Here is a 21,023-nt window from a genome sequence, read left to right as displayed (position 1 = left end):
TATATGATGTTGCCGAAGATTGTCGTTGATGTCGGCGTGGTTCCCACGACCAGTTGCGCCCTGGTGGCATATTTGCGACCGGCGGCGCCCATGGCCCCCAATTCGGCCATGGGCGGCTGGGCGCTGAGGCCGAGGAAGCCGAGATCGGCGGCCGTCAGGATGATGCCCGACATGTTGAGGGTCGGGCGGATGATGATCGACGGCGCACACAGCGGCCCGCGAAGCAGAACGCGACCCGTATCGACATAGATCTGAAATCTGGTATATCAGACGCTGTACTCTCACCGCCTCGTCAACGGATCTCGCAAAAAATGATTCCTGAGCCCACTGGAAGCCCACGGTCCGAAGTGTTTGCGAAGATAGACCCGAAATTTCAGATGACGGTGCGCGATCACGTCCATCGCAGCTTGCGGGCTGCCATCCTCGCGGGGCGGTTCGCGACGGGGGAGAAGGTCAACGAGCGCAGCCTGGCCGAACAATTCGGCGTCAGTACCACGCCGATCAAGGAGGCGCTGCGGCAACTCGAGACGGAAGGCCTGGTCGAGGCTCTGCCCCGGCGCGGCGTCATCATCCGGTTCGATATGGGATGGGCGGAGGAGATGATTCTTGCCCGCGCGGCGCTCGAATCGATGATTGCGCACCTGGCCGCCAAGCGCATCGGCAAGCCTGCCGGCGCCGAGCTGACGGCAATAGCCGACCTGATGGCAAAGGCGACGACCTCGGCGGATGCGGACAGCCTCATTTCCCTCAACGAGCAATTCCACGAGCACATTCACCGCAGTTCGCGCTGCAGTTATCTGGCGAAACTGATCGAGCGGCAGCAATTTTATGACGCCAGCATCCGCCGCGTCATCCACATGGATCCCGCCGAGCGGCAAAAAGCCCTCGAAGAACACACCGCCATCGCCAAGGCTATCGTCACCGGTGATGCGGATCTCGCCGAGCGGCAGATGCGCAACCACGTCGTGCGCTCCGGCGAAACCTATTTGAACATCGTTTTCGGCAGCAAAAAGGATATCGGACGTGAATGACAGGCTTCAGACTGTAAGAAAGGCGCTGACCGGTATTTCCGGTGTTCCGGTGACGCCTTACCGGCAAGACGGGACTGTCGACGTCGAAAAGCTGGGAGAGCTGATCAGGCGCCTGGCGGTTGCCAAGGTCCACAACTTGATGGCGGCCGGCAATACCGGCGAGTTCTTCACGCTCACTGTGGACGAAGTTCGCATCGTGCATGCCGCCACGATCAAGGCGGCCGACGGCATGTCGCTGGTGAGCGCCGCCGTCGGTCGCTCGCTGAGCGAAGCAAAGGCGCTCGCCAAGGGCGCGATTGCCGAAGGTGCGGATGCGATCATGGGCCATCATCCCATGGATCCGTTTGCCGGGCCGTCCTATCAGGCCGGCTATTTCCTGGAACTGGCGGAGTTCTGCACCGTACCGGTTATCGCCTATGTGCGCAGCGACAGCTTTTCGGTCGAGGATTTTCGCAAACTCGCACTGCATCCGAACATTGCCGGCATCAAGTTCGCCTCGTCGAACCTGATGCTGCTGGCGGAAGTCATTCGAGCCACCCGTGATGCTCCGGCGATCTGGGTCTGCGGCCTGGCCGAAGGCTGGGCGCCGGCATTTTACGCCATGGGCGCCAAGGGCTTTACCTCGGGTCTCGTCAACGTCTTCCCCGAGCGCTCGCACGCCATCCATCGGGCGCTGGAGGCGGGCAATTATGCGACGGCGCGAGAATTGATCGACGGCATCGCCGGCTTCGAAACGCTGCGCACGAAATACAATAACGGCGCCAACGTGACGGTTGTGAAGGAAGCGCTCGGCATGCTCGGCACCGATGTCGGACCGGTGCGCATTCCGGGCGTCGTCGCTCTCAACGAGGATGAGCGGCGGATCCTGCGCGCCATTGTCGATCGCGTCAAAACCGAAACGCTTGCCGCCTGAGGAGGAAACCAAGGTGCATATTACCGGAATAAAGACATACATGCAGCGCGTCGACGACCGTCCTCGCCTGCTGCTCAAGATCGAGACCAGCGAAGGCATTTCCGGCTGGGGCGAATGCTACAATCACGGCCCCGACTGGGCGCTTCCGCCGCTTCTCGATTACTTCTTCCACCAGATCGAGGGCGAAGACCCGCGCCGCGTGGAATTCCTCGTCCTGAAGCTCAACCAACAGTGCCGGTTTCCTCCCGGGGCGCTCGGCCTTGCCGCGATTTCCGCAATCGATCACGCATTGTGGGATATCGCCGGCAAGGCTGCGGGTCTGCCGGTCTACATGCTGCTCGGCGGCAATGTGCGTGACCGCGTCCGCGTCTATTGCGGCGTCTATACCGCACCGGATCCGCAGGACGCGCTCGATCAGACGCTCAAGCTCCATGAAGACTACGGTTATACCGCGTTCAAGCTGAGCCCCTATCGCCGCGATCTTCACAACAGCCGCTGGGGCGAACTGGTGAAGGAAACGGGCGATTATTTCGGCAAGATCCGCGAGATCACCCCTTCACATTTCGAATTTGCCTTCGATGCGCATGCGAAGATCTACGAACCTTACCAGGCCGTCCAGCTGGCTGCGGCGATCGCACCCTATGATCCGCTTTTCTACGAAGAGCCGATACGGCCTGAACATATTCCCGCATGGACGGAATTGAAGTCGAAGGTAACGGTGCCGCTGGCGACCGGCGAATCTCTCTACAACCGCTTCGAGTTCCTGGCGCTGCTTTCCGCCCGCGGCGCCGACATCATCCAGCCGGACATCTGCGTCGTCGGCGGCGTCAGCGAAATGCGCCGCATCGCGGCGATCGCGGAAGCCCACTATGTCACCGTCGCACCACATAACCCGATGGGGCCGCTCGCAACCGCGGTGAACATCCACTTCTCCGCCGCCCAGCCGAACTTCAAGATCCTGGAGTTCAAGCCGCATGTGCACGCGCCCTGGGCGCTCGACCCCTATATGCCGGTGGACGGATATATGAACCTGCGCCCGGACCGCCCCGGCTGGGGCATCGAGATCGACGAAAAAGTGCTGGCCAAGGACGATTACATCCACTGGGAGCGCAAGATCACCCGCAAGCCGGACGGCTCGACGGCCTATCCGTGAAAACCGCCGGAGATCGGCCGCAAACATGCGATGCCGAACCAGTGGCTCATGATCATGCCCGCAAGCCGTAGCGGGCATGTATCAGAGTTCTCTCGATGCCGCGAAGCTCCGCCAGCCCCTTGAGACGTCCGATGGCGGGATAGCCCGGCTGAGCTCCGCGCGTCAGGTCGTCGAGGATTTCCTGCCCGTGATCCGGCCGCATCGGGATGCGGTGATCCTCACGGCCTTCCCCGCGCCGACGAGCCTCTTCCGCAAGCAGCGCGGCGATCACCGCAACCATGTCCGTTCCGCCTTCCAGATGTTCGTCCTCGAAGAAAGAGCAGGGGACCGTGTCGGTGTCCCGCGTCACATTCCGCAGGTGCACGAAATGGATGCGGTCGGCAAAGCGCGAGGCGATGAAGGGCAGATCGTTATCGGGCCTGGCGCCGAGCGAGCCGGTGCAGAGCGTCACGCCATTGGCGCGCGCACCGACCTGATCCAGCATATGTGCGTAATCAGCCTCGGTCGACAGGATGCGCGGAAGGCCAAGCAACGGCCAGGGCGGATCGTCGCCGTGAGCGCAGATATTGATGCCGACCTCTTCCGCCACGGGCGTGACTTCAGTCAGAAAATCGACGAGGTTCTGCTGCAGCCGTTCCCGGTCGATACCCTGGTAGGAGCGAAGCTTTTCCAGCAGCTGGTCGAGCGTATAGCCGTCCGCCGAGCCCGGCAGCCCCGCCCCGATGTTTTTGCCCAAGGCGGCGATCTTCGCATCTGCCATCTCGGAAAACCGCTCTGCCGCACCCTCCTGCAGCCATTCCGGGTAATCACTGTAAGCCTCGGGACGCTTGAGGATATGGATATCGAAGGCGGCAAAATCCGTCAGGTCGAACCGCATGGCCTTGGCGCCATGGCGCATGTCCCAGCGCAGGTCCGTGCGTGTCCAATCGAGGATCGGCATAAAATTGTAACAGACCGTGCGGATGCCGGAGGCCGAAAGACGCCGCAGCGTTTCCTGCCAGTTGGCGATATGGCGCTTCCAGTCGCCGGTCTGCGTCTTGATGTCTTCGGAAACCGGAACACTCTCCACGACATCCCACACCAGGCCGCCGGCCTTGATCTCCTCGTGTCGCCTGGAAATCTCGTCGACCGGCCAGACCTCGCCGGTCGCAATGTGGTGGAGCGCCGAAACGATGCCTTCCGCGCCGGCCTGCGCCGCGTCTCTTACGCTCACTTTGTCGACCGGGCCGAACCAGCGCCACGTATGTCTCATGTCTCGTCCTTCACGCTTTGTCAGTTTGTTTAAATGTGATCTGCACCTTGCAGGCCCTGGAACGGTCCTCGGCCTGTTCGAAAGCCGCGGTCGCCGCATCAAGCGGGAAACTGTGCGAGATGATCGGCCGCACGTCGATGCGCCGCGTGGCGATCAGATCGACCGCCTCGGCGAATTCCGCATGGAAACGCTGCGAGCCGCGCCAGACGATCTCCTTGCCGACCAGCGCATTGAGCGGGATGGTCATGTCACCGGTCACGCCAACCTGGACGAGGGTTCCGCGCGGCTTGATCGCGGCAAATGCCGATCGCAGAGCCGGCCCCGAGGCCGAGCATTCGAACACCACATCGAAGCTGCCCTTGTTCTCCTGGAAGGGGAGAAGCCCGTCCGGATCGGAGGCCACGTTGATCGTCTCGGTCGCTCCCATCGACGGCGCCCGCGACAGGGCTGCGTCAGCCAGATCCGTCACCACGATCCTCGCGGCGCCCGCATGCCGGGCTGCGGCAACCGTCAGAAGCCCGATCGGGCCTGCCCCCGTGACCAGCACGTTGCGACCCGACAGGTCTCCGGCCTGGGCGACGGCATGCAGGCACACCGCAAGCGGCTCCGCACAGGCAGCCTCGCCCGGCGACACGTCACGTCCCACCGGATGGCACTGGATCGCAGGGACGACCAGCCTTTCACGAAACATGCCGTTTTCGTGCGGCAGGCGCATCGCCGAGCCCATGAAACGCATGTCGAGGCAATGGATCGGCTGGCCGGTCCGGCAGTATTGGCAATCGCCGCAGGGCTGCGATGGATTGACCGCAACCAGTTGCCCGAGCTCGAGCCCTAAAACCCCTGCGCCCAAGGCTTCGACGAAGCCGGAGGCCTCGTGGCCGGCGATGATGGGTTCGCGAACCCGCACCGGCCCGAAGCCGCCATCCTGATAATAATGCAGGTCCGAGCCGCAGATGCCGCCCGCCGCCATGGCCAGCAGCACCTCGCCCGGACCGGGCTTGCGGTAATCAAGATCTTCGATCCTGATGTCACGGATACCGTGGAGACGAGCGACGCGCGTCTTCATGCGATGCCTTTCTCTTTCAGAGAGATCGTGCCCCGTACGCGTCAGAAAGCCGTACGGGACCGGGTTTCAGCGGATCAGTCCCATCTCCGTCGGCAGCCAGAGGGTGATGGCCGGGATGAAGGTGATCAGCAGCAAGGCGATGATGAGCGGCACCAGCCAGGGAATGATCGCCATCGTCGTACGCTCGACGGACAGTCGCGCCACACGCGACAGAACGAAGAGCACCATGCCGAGCGGCGGATGCAGGAGGCCGATCATCAGGTTCAGCGTCATTATCAATCCGAAATGCACAGGATCGATACCGAACTGCTTGACCAGCGGCAGCAGGATCGGGACGAGGATGGTGATCGCCGCAATCGTATCGAGGAAGCAGCCGACAAACAGCATCAGCAGGTTCACCAGGATGAGGAAGAGCCATTTGTTGCTGGTGATGGAGAGGATCGCATCCGACAGAAGTTGCGCCGTCTGGCTGACGGTCAACAGCCAGGCAAACACGGAGGCTGCGGCTACGATGAACAGGACCGATGCCGTCGTTTCAATCGTGTCGAAGGTCGCCTTTGCGATCGTCCTCAACGTCATGGTCCGGTAGCGCACCATGCCGAGGAACAGCGACCAGAGAACGGCCGCGACGGCTGCTTCCGTCGGCGTAAACCAGCCCATGGTCATGCCGCCGATCAGGATGACCGGGGTCATCAGCGCCATCACCGCGGAAAAGTTGAAATACCAGTCGCATATCAGCAGCACGGCCAGTGCAATGAAAATGGCAAAGTTGAGCGATAGGCCGAGCGTCAGCAGAACCCAGATGGTGGCCGGGACCAACATGACGACGAGGATCTCCGACGACGCGCCGATCAGGCCCTTGATGCTGAATGGGGCATCCGAGCCCCAGCGTTTGACATAGGCAAAGATCGCCACGGTGACCATCATCAGCACCGTCATGACGACGCCGGGCACGATGCCGGCCATGAAGAGGGCGCCGATCGAGACATTCGCCATCATGCCGTAGATGACGAAGGGCAGCGATGGCGGAAAGATCGGCCCGAGCGTGGCAGAGGCCGCGGTAACGCCGACGGCCGCTTCCACCGGATAGCCGTGATCGCGCATGGCCTTGATCTCGATGGTGCCGATGCCCGCGGCATCTGCCAGTGCCGTGCCCGACATGCCGGAAAACACCACCGAGCCGATGATGTTCACCTGCGCAAGGCCCCCCTTCATCCAGCCGACAAGGGCAACGGCGAAGGCGTAGATGCGGCCGGTGACGCCGGCGATATTCATCAGGTTGCCGGCGAGGATGAAGAAGGGAACCGCCAGAAGCGGAAAGCTTTCGACGCCGGCAATCAGCCGCTGCGCGGCAATGATGTCGGGCGCGACGTCATAGATGACAATGTACAGGACCGACGACACGGCCATGGAGACGGCGACCGGAAGTCCGATCAGCATCAGGACAAGAAACGAGCCTATGAGCAGCAACATGGCGTCAATCCTCCACGCTCTGGAAAGCTTCCGGTCGCTCCAGAACGGAGTAACCCCGGCGCATGTTGGCGATGAAGACCTGGATCGAGCGCATCAGCATCAGCACGAAGGCGGCAAGCACGGAATAGAAGACGATGTTGCGCGGCAGTTGCACCGTCACCATCTCCTCGTCCGCCACGATCTCCATGTAACGCCACATCAGCCATGATCCGTAGAGGAAGAAGCCGATGCGGATGAGATCCACCGCGGTCGCCATCACGCGGGTCACGCGGGCGGGCAGGTAATGATAGAGGACATCCACCTGGATATGGCGTGATGTGCGCACACACATCACAGCACCCAGGAACACCACGCCGATCAGGCAGTTGACGGCGATTTCCTCTGTCCAGGCATAACTGTTGTTGAGGACGTAGCGGGTGAAGAACTGGAGGAAGACGCAACCCGTCATCAGCCAGAAAAGGGCCAGGGTGATCCAGTCCTCGAACGCATAGGCGCTGAGATTGGCCTCGGTTGGCGCCTCGTCAAATGTATGGGCAAGTTCTTCAGGCGTGACCTTGGTATGAATTTCCTGCGACGCTGACATCGATAGCATCCTGTCCGGATATGAACCTCACTGCGCCGGGAAAACGTTCGTCGGCCGGGCGAGCCGCCGCAGCCTTCAGGAAGGTGCGGCGAGCGTGCCCGATAACCAGCCAACACGGCAGGTCCCATGCGCAATGGAAGGAATTGTCGAACAGGCGCGGTCCGCAGACCGCGCCACGGGCTTACTTGATTGCGCGGATTGCTTCCCAGTCGGCCTTTTCATAGCCGAATTCTTCGAGCTTGACCTTTTCGACGACGTTCTTCAGGAAGTCCGCCTTGTCGACTTCCGTCACGGTCAGGCCCTTCTTCTTGAACTCGTCGACCAGTTCCTTTTCACGGGCGTCGATCGTTTTCGACGAACGCACGCTGGCTTCCTGCGCGACGTCGGAGAAGATCTTCTTGTCCTCGTCTGACAGGCTGGTCCAGAGCTTCTTCGAGAACAGCGTGTTGAGGTGGTCGACGATATGGCCGGTCAGGACGATATTCTTCTGCACCTCATAAAACTTCTTCGCCTCGATCGTGGTCAGCGGATTTTCCTGCGCGTCGACCGTGCCATTCTGCAGGGCGAGGTAAACTTCGGCAAAGGCGATCGGCGTTGTATTGGCGCCGCAGGCTCGCGGCATGGCGAGATAGGCCGGAACATCCGGCACGCGCATCTTCACGCCCTGCAGGTCGGCGCACTTGGAAATCGGCTTGTTGGATGTGGTGTGGCGCGTTCCGTAATAGGTTACGGCGGCGATATGGTTGCCGGTCTTGTCTTCATAGCCCTTGGCAAGACGCTTGAAGATGTCGCTCTTGGTATAGGCGATCAGGTGGCTCGCATCGCGGAAGATATAGGGATAATAGGTGACGCCGATCGGCTTGTAATCGCGCGCCGCAAAACTGGAGCCGGAGATGATGATATCGACGGTGCCGAGCTTGAGGCCCTGGTTGATGTCGGCTTCTTTTCCAAGCTGTGAAGCCGGATATACGTCGATCTTATAGCGGCCATTGGTCCGCTTGGCGATTTCGCCGGCGGCCCAGACGGAGTCGGTGTGGAAAGGCTCGGATGTCTCATAGACATGAGCCCATTTCAGCACGGTTTCGGCATGCGCCGAAAGCGTCGATGCAATGATGACTGCGGCGGCGCCAAGCAATGTCTTCAATCGGTGTTTCATTCTTTCCTCCCAGTGAAACGGAACTGTATGGTCGACCCCACCGCAGTGGTGGAGGTCAGTCTTCTCTGGTCTGCTCCTCCTCGAAGCTTTCCGAGAATCTCTTTTGCGCCAGCGTCAGATGACGGCGCATGGCCTCGCGTGCCGCGGCAGGGTCTCCCGCTGCAATGGCGTCACGAATGATGCGGTGCTCCTCAAGCGCCAGCTTCCATGTGTGCGGCCCTTCGAAATAGCTGGCGAGCTTCGTGAAATAGGGCGACATCCGCGTATCGTAGATCAGCCCGGTGAAGTGCTTAAGGGCCGAATTGCCGATAATGTCGGCAATCGCCGTGTGAAAATCGCGGTCGCAGGCAAGAGCGACCGGGCCGTCGTCCAGCGACTGCTCCATGCGCTCCAAAAGCAGATCGATGCGGGCGATGCCGTCGGGCGTCACGAGACGCGCGGCCTCTTCCGCGATGCTGCTTTCGATCAGACAGCGCGCCTGAAGGATTTCCAGGGGGCCGCCTCCTTCGTCGTTCGGCAGGACGCTGGCGGGCTGTCGCGGAGTACTGCTGATATAGACGCCGGATCCCATCCGGATCTGGATCCGGCCTTCGACCTCGAGCACGATCAGAGCCTCGCGAACCGTCGGCCGTGAAACGGAAAATCGCTCGGCAAGCTCTCGTTCGGGCGGAAGCCTCGAACCCGGCTTCAACTCCCCCGTATCGATCAGCGTACGAATCTGCTCCGCAACCTGGCGATAAAGCCGGCGCGGCTCCAAGGCCACGAACATCGAACTCCTCCGAGCGCATCACTCCTATGATGCGCAAGCGGTCAGATTGTCTGACCAATTTCTACTATGGGTTAATTGAAAAATCTGTCAAGTGTCCATCTGCCTATTCCGCGCGCGGTGTTTCCGTTCTCAACGCCGCTATCAGCATGTCCACGAATGCGGAAACCTTAGGCGGGCGAAAACGTGCAGCCGGATAGACCGTGAACACGCCGCCCGACGGCAGCTGCCATTCAGGCAGGACGTGAACAAGGCGTCCATCGGCCAAGTCAGCAGTCGCGAGGAAATCCGGCAGGACGGACAATCCGCCACCTTGCCTTACCGCTTCCATGACCGCCGGCGTGGTATTGATGGCTATAGACGCCTTGAACCGCACCGTGAGTGCCTCCTGATCACCGCGCGTAAACGTCCATTCCAAAGGTTCTCGCAGCGCGTTATTGGCAACGAAGGGCAGGGCGGGCAAATCGGCGAGCCCGTTTAATTCCGCTAGTCGTGCGGCAAACTGAGGCGGGCCGACAAGATATTGTCGAAAGAAGCCGATCCGTCTGGCCTGGAGGCTTGAGTCGGCCAGCCACCCGACGCGAACGGCGAGGTCCATGTTCTCAGAGACCAGATCGACCATCCTGTCGCTGAGATTGAGTTCCACCCTGCAATCCGGATAGCGGGACGTGAAGGCGGTGACCAAAGGCACGACTACCGACGTGCCATAGTCGTAGGGTGCGGTGATCCTCAACAGGCCCTTGGGTTCCGACCTGGCTTGAGCCAGTTCCCCCAGCGCATCCTCGGCCTCTCTGAGGATCGACACGCAACGGGCGTGAAACATCTGTCCTGCCTCGGTAGGCTGGACCCGCCGCGTCGTGCGCATCAGCAACGTGGTGCCGACCTCCTGTTCGAGCCTGGCAACCTGCTGGCTGACGACTGCCTTGGTAATGCCGAGATACTCCGCCGCCCGGGTGAAAGATCCCGCGTCGACGACAGCGACAAAATAGGCGAGCCGGTTGAGATTTCTCGCTTCTTGCATGAAAGCCCCCGCGTGACTGTCAACTTATAGCATACATTCTGTCGTATTTGTTGGTCTTCTTCGTTCTATCTCGCCGTGTCATCTTTGGCTTCACAAGGAGCGAGGCAGGAGAGGCGAAACCTGCAAGGCAGCCATCTCTCAGTCCCAGATAGCGAACGAAGCCCCCGGAGACATTCCATGTTTACAAGGAGAACGATCATGAAAACCACTCTCGCCGCCGGCGCCACCGCCGTTTTTGCGCCTGCAGGACTTGGCCATGCAGCCGGAACCCTGACCTGGAAGCATTTCCCCGCCGGGCAGAACGGCTTTTTCCGCGCTCCCGTTCTGGTTTCCGGTGCGACGGAAGCCGTACTGATCGACGGCGGCTTCACGCTCCCAGACGGCAAGGCGCTGGCGGACGCGATCAAGGCGACTGGCAAGACGCTCACTACGATCTACATCAGCCAGTCCGATCCGGATTATTATTTCAGCCTTGGGCCGATCAAGGCGGCTTTCCCAGATGCGAAAGTGATTGCCGCCTCGGCAACCGTCGCTGCCATCAAGGGCAGTGTCGAGAAGAAGCTTGCAGTCTGGGGGCCGCAGCTCAAGGAAGATGGCCCGCAGACACTGGCCGACGTCGTTCTTCCGGAAACCTTTGATGGCAAGACGCTGACGGTTGACGGCGAAACGATCGAGATCGTCGAAGCCGAAGGCTTGTCCAACCGGCGCTATCTCTTCGTTCCGTCGCTGAACGCCGTATTCGGCGGCGTGCTGATCTTCAATGGCGTCCATGTCTGGACGGCTGACACCAACAGTGCCGAACTGCGGGCCGCCTGGATCGCCAATCTCGAGAAGATCGCAGCCCGCAAACCGGCAATCGTGGTCGCCGGCCATATGACCCTGGAAGCGTCGACTGACCTTTCAGGTGTCGCGCATACCCTTGCCTATCTGAAGGCGTTCGAGGAAGAACTGGCCAAGGCCAAGGGCTCAGCCGGGCTCAAGGCGGCGATGGAAGCGCGCTTCCCGGGCCTCGGCATGGGCATTGCTCTGGACATCGGCTCCAAGGTCGCCACGGGCGAGATGAAGTGGGGCTGACCGGTCATGGGTGCAAATCTCGATCTCATCCGTGCCACGTATGAGGGCACCTCGGAAGATAATGGCCGCAACTTAGTTGCGGCCCTGGCGCCCGATGCGACCTGGACGGAAGCCGAAGGTTTTCCTTATGCCGGCACCTATGTCGGAACCGACGCCATCATCGCCGGTGTCTTCCACAGGCTCGCCACCGAATGGATCGGATACAGCGCCAAAGTCCACACCTATCTGGAAGACGGCGATCGCGTAGCCGCCTTCGGCGTCTATTCCGGCACTTACAAGGCCACGGGCAAGTCCATGACCGCGAGCTTTGCCCATCTCTACCGCGTATCCGATGGCAAGATCGCCACCATGGTCCAATATGTCGACAGCCATCTCGTCATGCAGGCGTTGGAGAACTGACGTCGGCAGGATGGACGACCTTCCCGTTCAGGATAGTCGTCCACCACCGTCAACGGCCACATTCTCATTGAACCTCGTTGACATACCGATGGTGCGCGGTCGTCGCGCGATGGGCGGAGATGAGAACCGGAACCGCCAGTTGATCATAGGCGACCTCGTCGATCGTCAGAACGGCAGCGGGTAGAGCCAGATCCAGCCACCGGGCATCGGAATCGTTCGCAAGATCGGCACCGATCTGCTCGCGTATGGCCGAGATGCGGATCCCATAATTTTCCAGCAGATGCAGGTAGAAGAGCTGAGGGATTTCCTCCGGCCTTTCGGGGAAGTCGGGGACCCGTTCGCGGGAAAGCGTCAGCGTCTCATGCATGATTGGCCGCTCGTCGACGTAACGCACCCGGTGGAAGGTGACGATCGGCGATCCCTCGTCGATCTGAAGTTTTCGCGCATCGGCCGCGCAAGCAGTGCTCCTGTCGAGCGAAGTCACCTTGGTGACCGATTTGCTGAGCGAACCATCCAGACCGTGCAGTCGAAAATACTGAAAAAACAGACGCAGGCTGTGCTGCGGCTTGCGGCCGGTCACGACGGTGCCGGTCTTGCGACGGCGGCTGAGAAGGCCATCATTGGTGAGATCCATCAGCGCCCGCCGGATGGTGCCCACGGCAACGCCATAGGTTTGCGACAGCGCCACTTCGCTCGGCAGAACCGCACCCGGTTCCAGTTTGCCGAGCATGATCGCTTCGGTGATCTGTCGTTTGACCACTTCATAGAGCGGCAACGACAATTCCGTCAGCTTGATCACTCCTGATGAATTATTGGGCAGTTCCGGCAATGATTTGCCTCTTCTTTGGAGTTGACTCAGGGTCTCGATCTACGCAGTATTACTATATAGTTTATATTAAAGCGCAAGCTGGGGAGGCTGGCGCGACGGGTACCGAGGACACTGCCATGAACACGCCGCAGCCAGCTTCTTCGCAACAGGTCCTTGGATCTGCCATGGCAGCGATTGAGCGGGATGTCGAGGTTGCTGTCGATGATCTGGCCCGGATGATCGAAGTTGACACCTCATTCCCGCCGGGTCTGGGCTATGATGCTTTTGCCGATCTGATGGCCGAACTCCTTTCGCCCCTGGGGTTCGAGTTCGAGCGGGTGGTCGTGCCGCGTGATCTTTGGCACGTGGCCGGTGGGCCGGCATCCGGCGAGCGGACCAACCTGATTGCCACCCGCGAAACGGGAAAGCCCGTCTGCGGTCTTTATTATCATGTCGACACGGTCCCGGTCGCGCCTGGCTGGGCACGCGATCCTTTGAAGCTGACGGTCGAGGGTGACGATCTGTTCGGGCTCGGCGCAGCGGACATGAAGGGCACGATCGCAGCCACTCTGCTGGCATTGCGCGCCGCCAAAAAATGCGGGCTGCCTCTCTATTACGATCCGATGCTGCTGCTGTGCACCGATGAGGAAGGGGGCCTATATCCCGGCATTCGCTATCTGGCGGAGCAGGGCAAGTTGAAAGGTCATATCCTCAATTTCAACGGGTCCGCGGCGCCGCGCATCTGGGCTGGATGCTTCGGTGTCTTCCATCTGCAGGTGACGATCAGGGGGCACGCCGTTCATGCAGGCGAAGGCAATCGCACCGGCGCTGGCATCAATGCTATCGAAGGCGCCTTGCCCTTGCTCAATGCCTTGATGGTCTTGAAGCCGGACGTGGCCAGCCGGGCATCCGCGCTGGCGCCGCCGCCGCACGCGTCAGGTCCGCTGCGACCGCAGCTTTCGATTTCGGCCGTGAATGGCGGCACCGCCGGCGGACAGGTGCCGGCGGAGATCAAGATTCTCGTGAGCCGCCGTTACGCTCCGGAAGAAAACTATGAGGATGCGCGCGCCGAGATCGAAAGAGTGATCCGCGACAGCGTTGCCGGCACCGGGCTGAAGCTCGAAATTGATCTGGTCGGACACCTCATCCCGACGGGCGATCCGGAAGGTCCGCATTGGCCACGCTGGCAAAAAGCGCTGTCGCTGGGCTTCGGTTACAAGCCGGAAGATTTTCAAAAATGGGGCGCCGCAAGCTGCTCCGATTTCGGCTACGTGCAGAAGTCCGGTTTTGCCCAGGAGGTGCTGCTGGGCGGGCTCGGCCGCCCGGAAAGCTGCATCCACAGTCCTGAAGAGCATACCACCCGCCAGGACATCATCGCCCTGGCGAAAAGCATACTGGCCTATCTCGCGGCGGACTTTGCCGCCGACGCCATTCCTGAAAACCGCGCCTGAACCATAAGGGAACTGAAAAATGCTGGAAATGAAACGTCGCCTCTTCCTCGCCGGCACCGCCGCCGTCTTTGCTGCACCGGCGCTTGGCCTGGCGCAGACCGCAAAGCCGGCCAAGGGCGGCACGCTGCGCATCTCCGTCGACCAGGCCGCAAGCGTCATCCATCCGCTTTTGACCCGCGTCAACCCGGAATACCTGGTGACCGAACTGCTCTATAGCAACCTGACACGCCTGAAGGTCGACATGTCGGTAGAGCCGGATCTGGCCGAAAGCTGGACGCCCAACGATGGCCTGACCGAATGGACGTTCAAGCTGCGCAAGGGCGTGACCTTCCATGACGGCTCGCCGTTCACGGCAAAGGACGTCGTCGCCACCTTCAAGGCAATCCTCGATCCGGCAACCGCGTCGCCCGGCCGCAACAATGTCGGCCCGATCTCCGACATCGTCGCCGTCGACGATACGACGGTGCTGTTCAAGCTCTCCGGCGCCTATGCCGACCTGCCGGTCGCCATGGCCTACACCAACGCTCGCATCATTCCCGCCTCGATCGCCACCGGCGACCTCAAGAGTCTTGCCACCAAGGCTGTGGGTACCGGCCCGTTCAAGCTGGTATCCTACGAGCCGGACCGCCTGATCGTCGTCGAACGCAACCCGAACTATTACGACCCGGCACGCCCTTATCTCGATCGTATCGAGGTCCAGGTATTCCCGGATATCTCCGCCGAAGGTTCGGCGATGATCGCCGGCAACGTCGACATCATCTCGACGCTGCAGCCGACCGAATACCTGCGGCTTGACGGCAATGACGGCGTCGAGGTCCTGCGCACACCGTCCGGCCAGTTCTGCAACATCAACTTCGGTTGCGACACCGCACCGTTCAACGACGCGCGCGTCCGCCGTGCGATCGCGCTCACGGTCGATCGCGAGGCGATGGTCAACTTCGTTACCGAAGGTTTTGGCACGCCGGGCAACGACACGCCGCTGAACCCGTCCTATCAGTTCTTCAAGGCCGCCAAACAGCGCCAGAAGAATATCGCGGAAGCCAAGAAGCTGCTTGCGGAAGCCGGTTTCCCGAATGGCCTGCAAGCGACGCTCATCGCTTCCGACCGCCCGGCGGTGCGCACCCAGCTTGCCGTCGCCCTCAAGGAAATGGCCAAGGAGGCCGGCATTACCATCAACGTCCAGACGATGCCGCACGCCACCTATCTGGAGCAGGTGTGGAAGAAGGGCAGCTTCTACGTCGGCTTCTACAACATGCAGCCGACCCCGGACGGAATCTTCAAGCTTCTCTATACCTCGGATGCCTCCTGGAACGAGACGCGCTGGAACAACAAGGCCTTCGACGCCCTGGTCGCCGAAGCTCGCGGCACGATCGACGCAGCCAAGCGCACCGAGCTTTACACCAAGGCGCAGGAACTGATGAACGAGGAAGTACCCTCGATCATCCCGTCCTTCTTCGACGTGCTGTCGGCCAAGCGCAGCTGGGTGAAGGGTTACGAAGCGCATCCGCGCGCCTCGGTCTTCCGCCTCGACTACGCCTCCCTGACCGACAAGGCGCCCAAGCGCGGCTGATCCCGAACAATGCCGGACGCTCATTGAGCGTCCGGCTGGTGGAACAAGGAACACGACCGTGTCCCCGAACTATATAGCCAAGCGGCTGGTGATGATCGTCTATACGCTCTTCATCGTATCGCTCATCGTCTTCGCCATCACCCAGATCCTGCCGGCCGATGCGGCCGTCATGATGCTGGGTGAGAATGCGACACAGGACGCCCTCGCTGCGCTGCGTCAAAACATGGGGCTCAACGCTCCCGTGTGGCAGCAATATGCCATATGGCTCGGCCACGTGCTGCGGGGCGATCTCGGCACCTCGCTACGCACCGGCCAGCCTGTCGGCCCGGTGATGTTCGAGGCGCTCGGGCGTTCGCTGCTTTTGGCCTTCCTGTCGATCGGCCTGATGCTGGTTCTCGCCATTCCGCTCGGCATCATCGCCGCCGTCCGTCGCGGCAAGATCGCCGACATGGTCGTCAGCCTGATCTCCTATGCCGGCGTGGCGCTTCCCGAATTCGTCACGGCGACGGTCGCCGTCCTCGTCTTCGCCGACCTGATGAAATGGTTGCCGCCGACCGGTTATGTGCCGCTCACTGAGAATTTCTCGAGCGGCATCGCGCATCTGGTCCTGCCGGTCTGCGTCATTTCGGTGATCCTGATCGCCCACGTCTCGCGGATGGTACGCTCGGAACTCGTCGACGTGCTGCACACCGATTATATCCGTGCCGCCCGGCTGAAGGGGATTTCGCGCGGGCAAGTCCTTCGTCGCCACGCACTGCGCAATGCGCTGTTGCCGACCATCACCATCGTTGCGCTCGATGTCGGTTACCTGCTCGGTGGCGTCATCGTCGTCGAAGAGATCTTCGCCATTCCCGGCATTGGCCGCCAGCTGATCGTGGCGATCCAGGCGCGTGACCTGCCGGCCATCCAGGCGGGCGTGCTGATCATGGCGGCCACCTATTCGATCGTCAATTTCATCGCCGACATCCTCTATGCCTGGCTCGACAAGAGGATCCAGTATGACTGATTTCATCAAACGCCTGCTGCGCACGCCGCAGGGCGCGATCGGCATGTTGCTTGTCCTGCTGGTGCTGGTCATAGTGCTGTTCGGACCAATGCTCGCGCCGCACGACCCGGAAACTCTTGCGCCGCTTACGCGATACAAGGGACCGAGCGCTGCCTATTGGCTGGGAACGGATCAATACGGCCGCGACATCTTCAGCCGCCTGCTGATCGGCGCCCGCGCCACCGTGGTCATGGCCGTGCTCGCAACCATCGCCGGCACGCTGCTCGGCGCCTTCGTCGGTACCACCTCCGCCTTCCTCGGCGGCCGGGCGGATGAATTGATCATGCGCACCATCGATGCCGTCATGTCGATCCCGAGCCTGCTGTTTGCACTTCTGGTGGTCAACCTCCTGGGCTCCAGCACGGTCAACGCGCTGATCGCCGTTGCCATCGCGTTCGCGCCGGGCATGGCCCGCATCACCCGCAGCGTCGCGTTGTCGGTTCGCAAGCAGGATTACGTCAATGCGGCGGTCGCCCGCGGCGAAAGCTCCGCCTACATCATCCTGCGGGAAATGCTGCCGAACGTCATCGCGCCGATCATCGTCGAGATGACCATCCGCATCTCCTTTGCGGTCATGCTGTTTGCGACGCTCAGTTTTCTCGGCCTCGGCGCGCAGCCGCCGGCGGCCGAATGGGGCCTGATGGTCTCGGAAGCACGCCGCTACATGCACCTGAGTGCCGGCATCCTGATCTGGCCGAGCGTGGCGATCGCCGTCGTCGCCGTCGGCTTCAACCTCCTGGGCGACGGTCTTCGCGATGCCCTCAATCCGCGAACCTGAGGCCACCACCATGACGACAAAACCCGCTACTCCGGTTCTCGCGATCGAGAACTACTCGTTGGATTATGACACGGCCTCCGGCGTCTTCCATGCGCTCAAGAACATCGACCTTTCCGTCCACCGCGGCGAGATCCTCGGCCTGGTGGGCGAATCCGGTTCCGGCAAGACCTCGCTTGCCTGGTCGATCATGCGCTATCTGCCCAAGAACGCCCGCGAACCGGGCGGCCGCATCCTGCTGAGCGGCGAGAACCTGCTCGAAAAGACCGATGCCCAGATCGAGGCCTTTCGCGGCCGGCGGATCAGCATGGTGTTCCAGGATCCGAGCACGTCGCTCAACCCGACCCTGTCGCTCGGCACCCAGCTCGCCGAGGTGCTGGTCCGTCACCGCGGGCTGACACGACAGCAGGCCTGGAAGGAAGGCGAGGCGATGCTGGACCGCGTCGGCCTGAAGACGCCGGCCGCGATGATGAACCGCATGCCGCACGAGGCATCGGGCGGCGAGAAGCAGCGTGTCGTCATCGCATCGGCGTTTGCGTGCAATCCGGAATGTATCATCTTCGACGAACCGACGACGGCGCTCGACGTCATCACCTCGTGCCAAATCCTCGACCTGTTCGTGGAACTGCAGGCCGAGACCGGTGTCGCCTCGCTCTACATTTCCCACGACCTGGCGCTGGTGTCGCGCACCGCCAGCCGTGTAGCGGTCATCCGGCGCGGCGACATCGTCGAGCAGGGCCCGGTGCGCGATATTTTTGCCAAGCCGCAGCAGGATTATACCCGCGAGCTGATTGCGGCGGTTCCCGATCCGGCCCGCAGGCTGGTCGGCGACATCGTCGTTGACGCGGACAAGCCGCTGGTGCGTATCGAAAACGTCAGTGTCCATTATGGGCGCAAGCCGTTTCTGGCAGCACTGACCGGCCGCGCCACCGAACGTGTCGCCGGCAACAATGCCATCAGCCTCAGCATCAATCCGGGGGAAATTCTCGGCATCGTCGGTGAATCCGGCTCCGGTAAATCGACCCTGGCAAAAGCGATGACCGGTCTCAACCGCTTCGAGGGCAAGATCTGGTTCGACGGCCGCGAGATCAGGAACCTTGGCGACATGGACAATGCCTATCGCAAGGACGTGCAGATCATCTTCCAGCACCCCGACGCCTCGCTCAATCCCCGCCAGAAGATCAGCGAGATCCTGTCGCGGCCGCTGAAGCTGTTCGGGGACGCGTCTCATCTCGACCAGAAGGTCGGCGACATGCTGGAGCAGGTGCGCCTGCCGCGCACCCATGCCCAGCGGTATCCGCATCAGCTGTCGGGCGGCGAGAAACAGAGGGTGGCGATCGCCCGTGCATTTGCCTCCAAGCCGAAATTGGTGATCTGCGACGAGATCACTTCGGCGCTCGACGTGTCGGTGCAGGCGTCCATCGTCCAGCTGCTGCTGGAACTGCAGAAGGCCAGCGGCACCGCCTACCTGTTCATTACCCACGACCTCAACCTCATCCGCCAGATCGCCCACCGGATCGCTGTGATGTATCGCGGCAATCTCGTCGAGATCGCACCCGCAGCAGACATCGATAGCCAGGATCGCGCCGAATATACCCGCCGCCTGATCGAGGCGGTGCCGCGCGCGGCCGGCCAATACCTATGACAATGCATCAAGGAGTATGACAATGGACCCGAAATCCCTGGTGGATCGGATCGACGAAAAGGCCTGCCTCGATTTCCTGTCGAAGATGGTCCAGCACAAGAGCCATTCGGAAACCGATGGTGAGCGTGATCTTGCGCGTTACATGGCCGGCGAACTGGAAAAGATCGGGGTCGAAGCCGAATTACAGCCGTTCGACGAAGGCCGCCGCTTCAACACGATCGGACGCCTCAAGGGTACCGGCGGCGGCAAAAGCCTGCTGTTCAACGGCCATCTCGACACCAACCCCGTTACCGAAGGCTGGACAGTCGATCCCTATGCCGGCCTTGTCGATGACAAGTTCATCTACGGTATCGGCGTGTCGAACATGAAGGCCGGCGATGCCGCCTATTTCTGCGCGGTCAAGACGCTGCTCGATGCCGGCATCAGGCTCAAGGGTGACGTTATCCTGACCTTCGTGGTCGGCGAACTGCAGGGCGGCGTGGGCACGCTTGCGGCGATCAGGCACGGCGTCAAGGCGGACTATTTCATCAACAGCGAGCCGAGCGATCTCGTCGCCGTCACCATGCACGCGGCAGCTCTGAGCTATGTCATCGAGCTGACCGGCGACACGCGCCATCTCTCCAAGCGCGAGGAATCCGTCGACGCGATCGCCGCAGCTTGCGACATCATCCCACGCATCAACGCCATGACCTTCAGCGGCGCCAGGAGCGACGTGCACCGGTCGATCAACCGCGGCCATGTCGGCGTCGTCCATGGTGCGCTCGGGCGCGGTCTCGAAGAATGGCGCCCGCCGCAGGTCGCGGATTTCGTCCGCCTCAAGGGCTCGTGCCGGTATGCGCCGGGGCAGACGCAGGAGGGCGTGCTGGCCGATCTCGAAAAGGAACTGGTGGCCCTTGAAGGCCGCTTCCCCGGCCTCAAGGCAAAGCTGGTTCCGGAATTGATCGAGGGCCGCCCACTGATGCCGCCCTTCGAGGTCTCGCCGACATCGCGTATCGTCAAGTCGATCAACGCGGCCTATGAAGCCGTGCGCGGCGAAAAACAGCCGACCGGCGCGATCACGCCGACCCGCTTCTATGGCACCGATGCCGGCCATCTCTACAAGGAACTCGGCATGGAAGGCATCGTGTGCGGCCCCGGCGGCCGTTACAACACCATGCCCGACGAGCGTGTCGACATCATCGACTATCTCGACATGATCCGCGTCTACATGCTGACCATCCTCGATATCTGCGAGGTTGCCTGATCATGTTCTCCCGGGCGGAATTCGATCGCCGTATCGCATGCGCCCGGGACGCCATGGCATCCGCCGGCGTCGATCTGCTGCTCGTCGATAGCGGCGAGCTGCTGGCCTGGCTGACCGGCTACACCGTCTCCGAAACCATGTACCGCGCCGCCTTTTTGCCGCGCGAGGGCGATGCCTGGTTCACGCTGCGGGCGCTGGACGAGGCGCCTTGCCGGGAAAAGAGCTGGATTTCCGACGTGGTCGGTTTCGCCGATACCGGCTTTACGCTGGCTTAGGCTTCACCGATACTAGCCAATCCATCGGCCCGTAAGGCTTTCTTGATCTCGATAGCAGCATCAACGAACCTGTCGAACTCTTCTTCATCGAAAGGGTAATATTGATAGTTGCCCGATGCTTTAGAGGCTAACACTACATAGACGCCACCGCTTCCGCTATCGCGTTTAATACGTAAGGACATAACGCAACTGCCGTTCATAATGTGAACGTCGGATTGCCGGATTATCTTTCCAGTCAGCACTCTCTTCAACGATTTAAAAAGTCCCGCCATCTAATCCCTAGAACCCCAACAGCAGCATAGTCAAACCTAGCTCGTTTCCCAT

The 21,023-nt window shown here is 61.3% G+C and carries 21 protein-coding genes and 1 pseudogene; 12 read left to right on the top strand and 10 right to left on the bottom strand.

What is annotated here, in order from left to right:
• Positions 1-68: 68 nt before the first annotated feature.
• Positions 69-215, bottom strand: a pseudogene (locus ACZ9IU_RS29135) (D,D-dipeptide ABC transporter permease); the annotation flags it as partial.
• Positions 216-311: 96 nt separating this feature from the next.
• On the opposite strand from ACZ9IU_RS29135, the gene ACZ9IU_RS29130 reads away from it, so the two are divergent.
• Genes ACZ9IU_RS29130 through ACZ9IU_RS29120 form a run of 3 tightly spaced genes read left to right on the top strand, consistent with a single transcriptional unit; the run spans position 312 to position 3,097 of the window.
• Positions 312-1,031 (top strand): GntR family transcriptional regulator, encoded by a 720-nt coding sequence (locus ACZ9IU_RS29130; RefSeq protein WP_040124384.1) that lies wholly within the window; start codon positions 312-314, stop codon positions 1,029-1,031.
• On the top strand, positions 1,024-1,944 hold the full coding sequence (locus tag ACZ9IU_RS29125) for a dihydrodipicolinate synthase family protein (RefSeq protein WP_040124385.1): 921 nt from the start codon (positions 1,024-1,026) through the stop codon (positions 1,942-1,944). Before ACZ9IU_RS29130 ends, ACZ9IU_RS29125 begins: the two co-directional genes overlap by 8 nt.
• A gap of 13 nt (positions 1,945-1,957) precedes the next feature.
• Entirely contained in the window at positions 1,958-3,097 is a 1,140-nt protein-coding gene (locus tag ACZ9IU_RS29120) for a mandelate racemase/muconate lactonizing enzyme family protein (protein WP_040125716.1), read from the top strand.
• A gap of 52 nt (positions 3,098-3,149) precedes the next feature.
• On the opposite strand, the gene uxuA is transcribed toward ACZ9IU_RS29120, so the two are convergent.
• From uxuA to ACZ9IU_RS29085, 7 genes are all read right to left on the bottom strand, one after another.
• Positions 3,150-4,349 (bottom strand): mannonate dehydratase, encoded by a 1,200-nt coding sequence (gene uxuA, locus ACZ9IU_RS29115; protein WP_040124386.1) that lies wholly within the window; start codon positions 4,347-4,349, stop codon positions 3,150-3,152.
• A gap of 10 nt (positions 4,350-4,359) precedes the next feature.
• Positions 4,360-5,415: an L-idonate 5-dehydrogenase gene (locus ACZ9IU_RS29110; RefSeq protein WP_040124387.1), complete on the bottom strand. Its 1,056-nt coding sequence runs from the start codon at positions 5,413-5,415 to the stop codon at positions 4,360-4,362.
• 66 nt (positions 5,416-5,481) lie between these two features.
• Positions 5,482-6,888, bottom strand: coding sequence for a TRAP transporter large permease (locus tag ACZ9IU_RS29105; protein ID WP_040124389.1), 1,407 nt, complete (start codon positions 6,886-6,888; stop codon positions 5,482-5,484).
• 4 nt (positions 6,889-6,892) lie between these two features.
• Positions 6,893-7,471 (bottom strand): TRAP transporter small permease, encoded by a 579-nt coding sequence (locus ACZ9IU_RS29100; protein ID WP_040124391.1) that lies wholly within the window; start codon positions 7,469-7,471, stop codon positions 6,893-6,895.
• Positions 7,472-7,652: 181 nt separating this feature from the next.
• Positions 7,653-8,627 carry a sialic acid TRAP transporter substrate-binding protein SiaP gene (locus ACZ9IU_RS29095; RefSeq protein ID WP_040124394.1) on the bottom strand — a complete coding sequence of 325 codons (975 nt, stop codon included), beginning with the start codon at positions 8,625-8,627 and terminating at the stop codon, positions 7,653-7,655.
• A gap of 55 nt (positions 8,628-8,682) precedes the next feature.
• Entirely contained in the window at positions 8,683-9,396 is a 714-nt protein-coding gene (locus ACZ9IU_RS29090) for a FadR/GntR family transcriptional regulator (protein ID WP_040124396.1), read from the bottom strand.
• 103 nt (positions 9,397-9,499) lie between these two features.
• A complete protein-coding gene (locus ACZ9IU_RS29085; RefSeq protein ID WP_040124397.1) occupies positions 9,500-10,414 on the bottom strand; it encodes a LysR family transcriptional regulator in 915 nt (304 codons plus the stop codon).
• 177 nt (positions 10,415-10,591) lie between these two features.
• On the opposite strand from ACZ9IU_RS29085, the gene ACZ9IU_RS29080 reads away from it, so the two are divergent.
• Together ACZ9IU_RS29080 and ACZ9IU_RS29075 are read left to right on the top strand one after the other, a co-directional pair.
• Positions 10,592-11,488: an MBL fold metallo-hydrolase gene (locus ACZ9IU_RS29080; RefSeq protein WP_173426775.1), complete on the top strand. Its 897-nt coding sequence runs from the start codon at positions 10,592-10,594 to the stop codon at positions 11,486-11,488.
• A 6-nt stretch (positions 11,489-11,494) separates the two neighbouring features.
• Positions 11,495-11,887 (top strand): nuclear transport factor 2 family protein, encoded by a 393-nt coding sequence (locus tag ACZ9IU_RS29075; protein WP_040124401.1) that lies wholly within the window; start codon positions 11,495-11,497, stop codon positions 11,885-11,887.
• 64 nt (positions 11,888-11,951) lie between these two features.
• Here the strand turns inward: ACZ9IU_RS29075 and ACZ9IU_RS29070 are convergent, their stop codons facing one another.
• A complete protein-coding gene (locus ACZ9IU_RS29070; protein WP_244447598.1) occupies positions 11,952-12,686 on the bottom strand; it encodes a GntR family transcriptional regulator in 735 nt (244 codons plus the stop codon).
• Positions 12,687-12,832: 146 nt separating this feature from the next.
• Between ACZ9IU_RS29070 and ACZ9IU_RS29065 the strand changes: the two genes are divergently transcribed.
• Genes ACZ9IU_RS29065 through ACZ9IU_RS29035 form a run of 7 tightly spaced genes read left to right on the top strand, consistent with a single transcriptional unit; the run spans position 12,833 to position 20,699 of the window.
• A complete protein-coding gene (locus ACZ9IU_RS29065; RefSeq protein ID WP_040124404.1) occupies positions 12,833-14,146 on the top strand; it encodes a M20 family metallopeptidase in 1,314 nt (437 codons plus the stop codon).
• Between the two features lie 19 nt (positions 14,147-14,165).
• Positions 14,166-15,716, top strand: coding sequence for an ABC transporter substrate-binding protein (locus tag ACZ9IU_RS29060; protein WP_040124405.1), 1,551 nt, complete (start codon positions 14,166-14,168; stop codon positions 15,714-15,716).
• A gap of 58 nt (positions 15,717-15,774) precedes the next feature.
• Complete coding sequence (locus ACZ9IU_RS29055) at positions 15,775-16,722, top strand: ABC transporter permease (RefSeq protein ID WP_040124406.1); 948 nt, start codon at positions 15,775-15,777, stop codon at positions 16,720-16,722.
• Positions 16,715-17,539, top strand: coding sequence for an ABC transporter permease (locus tag ACZ9IU_RS29050; protein WP_040124407.1), 825 nt, complete (start codon positions 16,715-16,717; stop codon positions 17,537-17,539). The genes ACZ9IU_RS29055 and ACZ9IU_RS29050 overlap by 8 nt, the downstream gene beginning before the upstream one ends.
• A 10-nt stretch (positions 17,540-17,549) precedes the next feature.
• Positions 17,550-19,181, top strand: coding sequence for a dipeptide ABC transporter ATP-binding protein (locus ACZ9IU_RS29045; protein WP_040124408.1), 1,632 nt, complete (start codon positions 17,550-17,552; stop codon positions 19,179-19,181).
• A gap of 22 nt (positions 19,182-19,203) precedes the next feature.
• Positions 19,204-20,424: a M20 family metallopeptidase gene (locus tag ACZ9IU_RS29040; protein WP_040124409.1), complete on the top strand. Its 1,221-nt coding sequence runs from the start codon at positions 19,204-19,206 to the stop codon at positions 20,422-20,424.
• Positions 20,425-20,426: 2 nt separating this feature from the next.
• Positions 20,427-20,699, top strand: a complete 273-nt coding sequence (locus tag ACZ9IU_RS29035) for an aminopeptidase P family N-terminal domain-containing protein (RefSeq protein WP_040124410.1) — start codon at positions 20,427-20,429, stop codon at positions 20,697-20,699.
• Here the strand turns inward: ACZ9IU_RS29035 and ACZ9IU_RS29030 are convergent.
• Positions 20,696-20,971 carry a hypothetical protein gene (locus ACZ9IU_RS29030; protein WP_040124412.1) on the bottom strand — a complete coding sequence of 92 codons (276 nt, stop codon included), beginning with the start codon at positions 20,969-20,971 and terminating at the stop codon, positions 20,696-20,698. The genes ACZ9IU_RS29035 and ACZ9IU_RS29030 overlap by 4 nt on opposite strands.
• Positions 20,972-21,023 lie beyond the last annotated feature (52 nt).

This window comes from Mesorhizobium sp. USDA 4132 (assembly GCF_056279545.1).
The sequence above is the reverse complement of the archived record's forward strand: the minus strand, read 5'-3'. Positions and strand labels throughout refer to the sequence as shown.

Excerpts from the sequence above, each read along its gene's own strand:
- ACZ9IU_RS29130 (WP_040124384.1), top strand. The coding sequence starts at position 312 with ATGATTCCTGAGCCCACTGGAAGCCCACGGTCCGAAGTGTTTGCGAAG.
- uxuA (WP_040124386.1), bottom strand. The coding sequence starts at position 4,349 with ATGAGACATACGTGGCGCTGGTTCGGCCCGGTCGACAAAGTGAGCGTA.
- ACZ9IU_RS29060 (WP_040124405.1), top strand. The coding sequence starts at position 14,166 with ATGCTGGAAATGAAACGTCGCCTCTTCCTCGCCGGCACCGCCGCCGTC.
- ACZ9IU_RS29065 (WP_040124404.1), top strand. The coding sequence starts at position 12,833 with ATGAACACGCCGCAGCCAGCTTCTTCGCAACAGGTCCTTGGATCTGCC.
- ACZ9IU_RS29110 (WP_040124387.1), bottom strand. The coding sequence starts at position 5,415 with ATGAAGACGCGCGTCGCTCGTCTCCACGGTATCCGTGACATCAGGATC.
- ACZ9IU_RS29095 (WP_040124394.1), bottom strand. The coding sequence starts at position 8,627 with ATGAAACACCGATTGAAGACATTGCTTGGCGCCGCCGCAGTCATCATT.
- ACZ9IU_RS29030 (WP_040124412.1), bottom strand. The coding sequence starts at position 20,971 with ATGGCGGGACTTTTTAAATCGTTGAAGAGAGTGCTGACTGGAAAGATA.
- ACZ9IU_RS29085 (WP_040124397.1), bottom strand. The coding sequence starts at position 10,414 with ATGCAAGAAGCGAGAAATCTCAACCGGCTCGCCTATTTTGTCGCTGTC.
- ACZ9IU_RS29105 (WP_040124389.1), bottom strand. The coding sequence starts at position 6,888 with ATGTTGCTGCTCATAGGCTCGTTTCTTGTCCTGATGCTGATCGGACTT.
- ACZ9IU_RS29090 (WP_040124396.1), bottom strand. The coding sequence starts at position 9,396 with ATGTTCGTGGCCTTGGAGCCGCGCCGGCTTTATCGCCAGGTTGCGGAG.
- ACZ9IU_RS29075 (WP_040124401.1), top strand. The coding sequence starts at position 11,495 with ATGGGTGCAAATCTCGATCTCATCCGTGCCACGTATGAGGGCACCTCG.
- ACZ9IU_RS29050 (WP_040124407.1), top strand. The coding sequence starts at position 16,715 with ATGACTGATTTCATCAAACGCCTGCTGCGCACGCCGCAGGGCGCGATC.
- ACZ9IU_RS29045 (WP_040124408.1), top strand. The coding sequence starts at position 17,550 with ATGACGACAAAACCCGCTACTCCGGTTCTCGCGATCGAGAACTACTCG.
- ACZ9IU_RS29100 (WP_040124391.1), bottom strand. The coding sequence starts at position 7,471 with ATGTCAGCGTCGCAGGAAATTCATACCAAGGTCACGCCTGAAGAACTT.
- ACZ9IU_RS29080 (WP_173426775.1), top strand. The coding sequence starts at position 10,592 with ATGTTTACAAGGAGAACGATCATGAAAACCACTCTCGCCGCCGGCGCC.
- ACZ9IU_RS29040 (WP_040124409.1), top strand. The coding sequence starts at position 19,204 with ATGGACCCGAAATCCCTGGTGGATCGGATCGACGAAAAGGCCTGCCTC.
- ACZ9IU_RS29035 (WP_040124410.1), top strand. The coding sequence starts at position 20,427 with ATGTTCTCCCGGGCGGAATTCGATCGCCGTATCGCATGCGCCCGGGAC.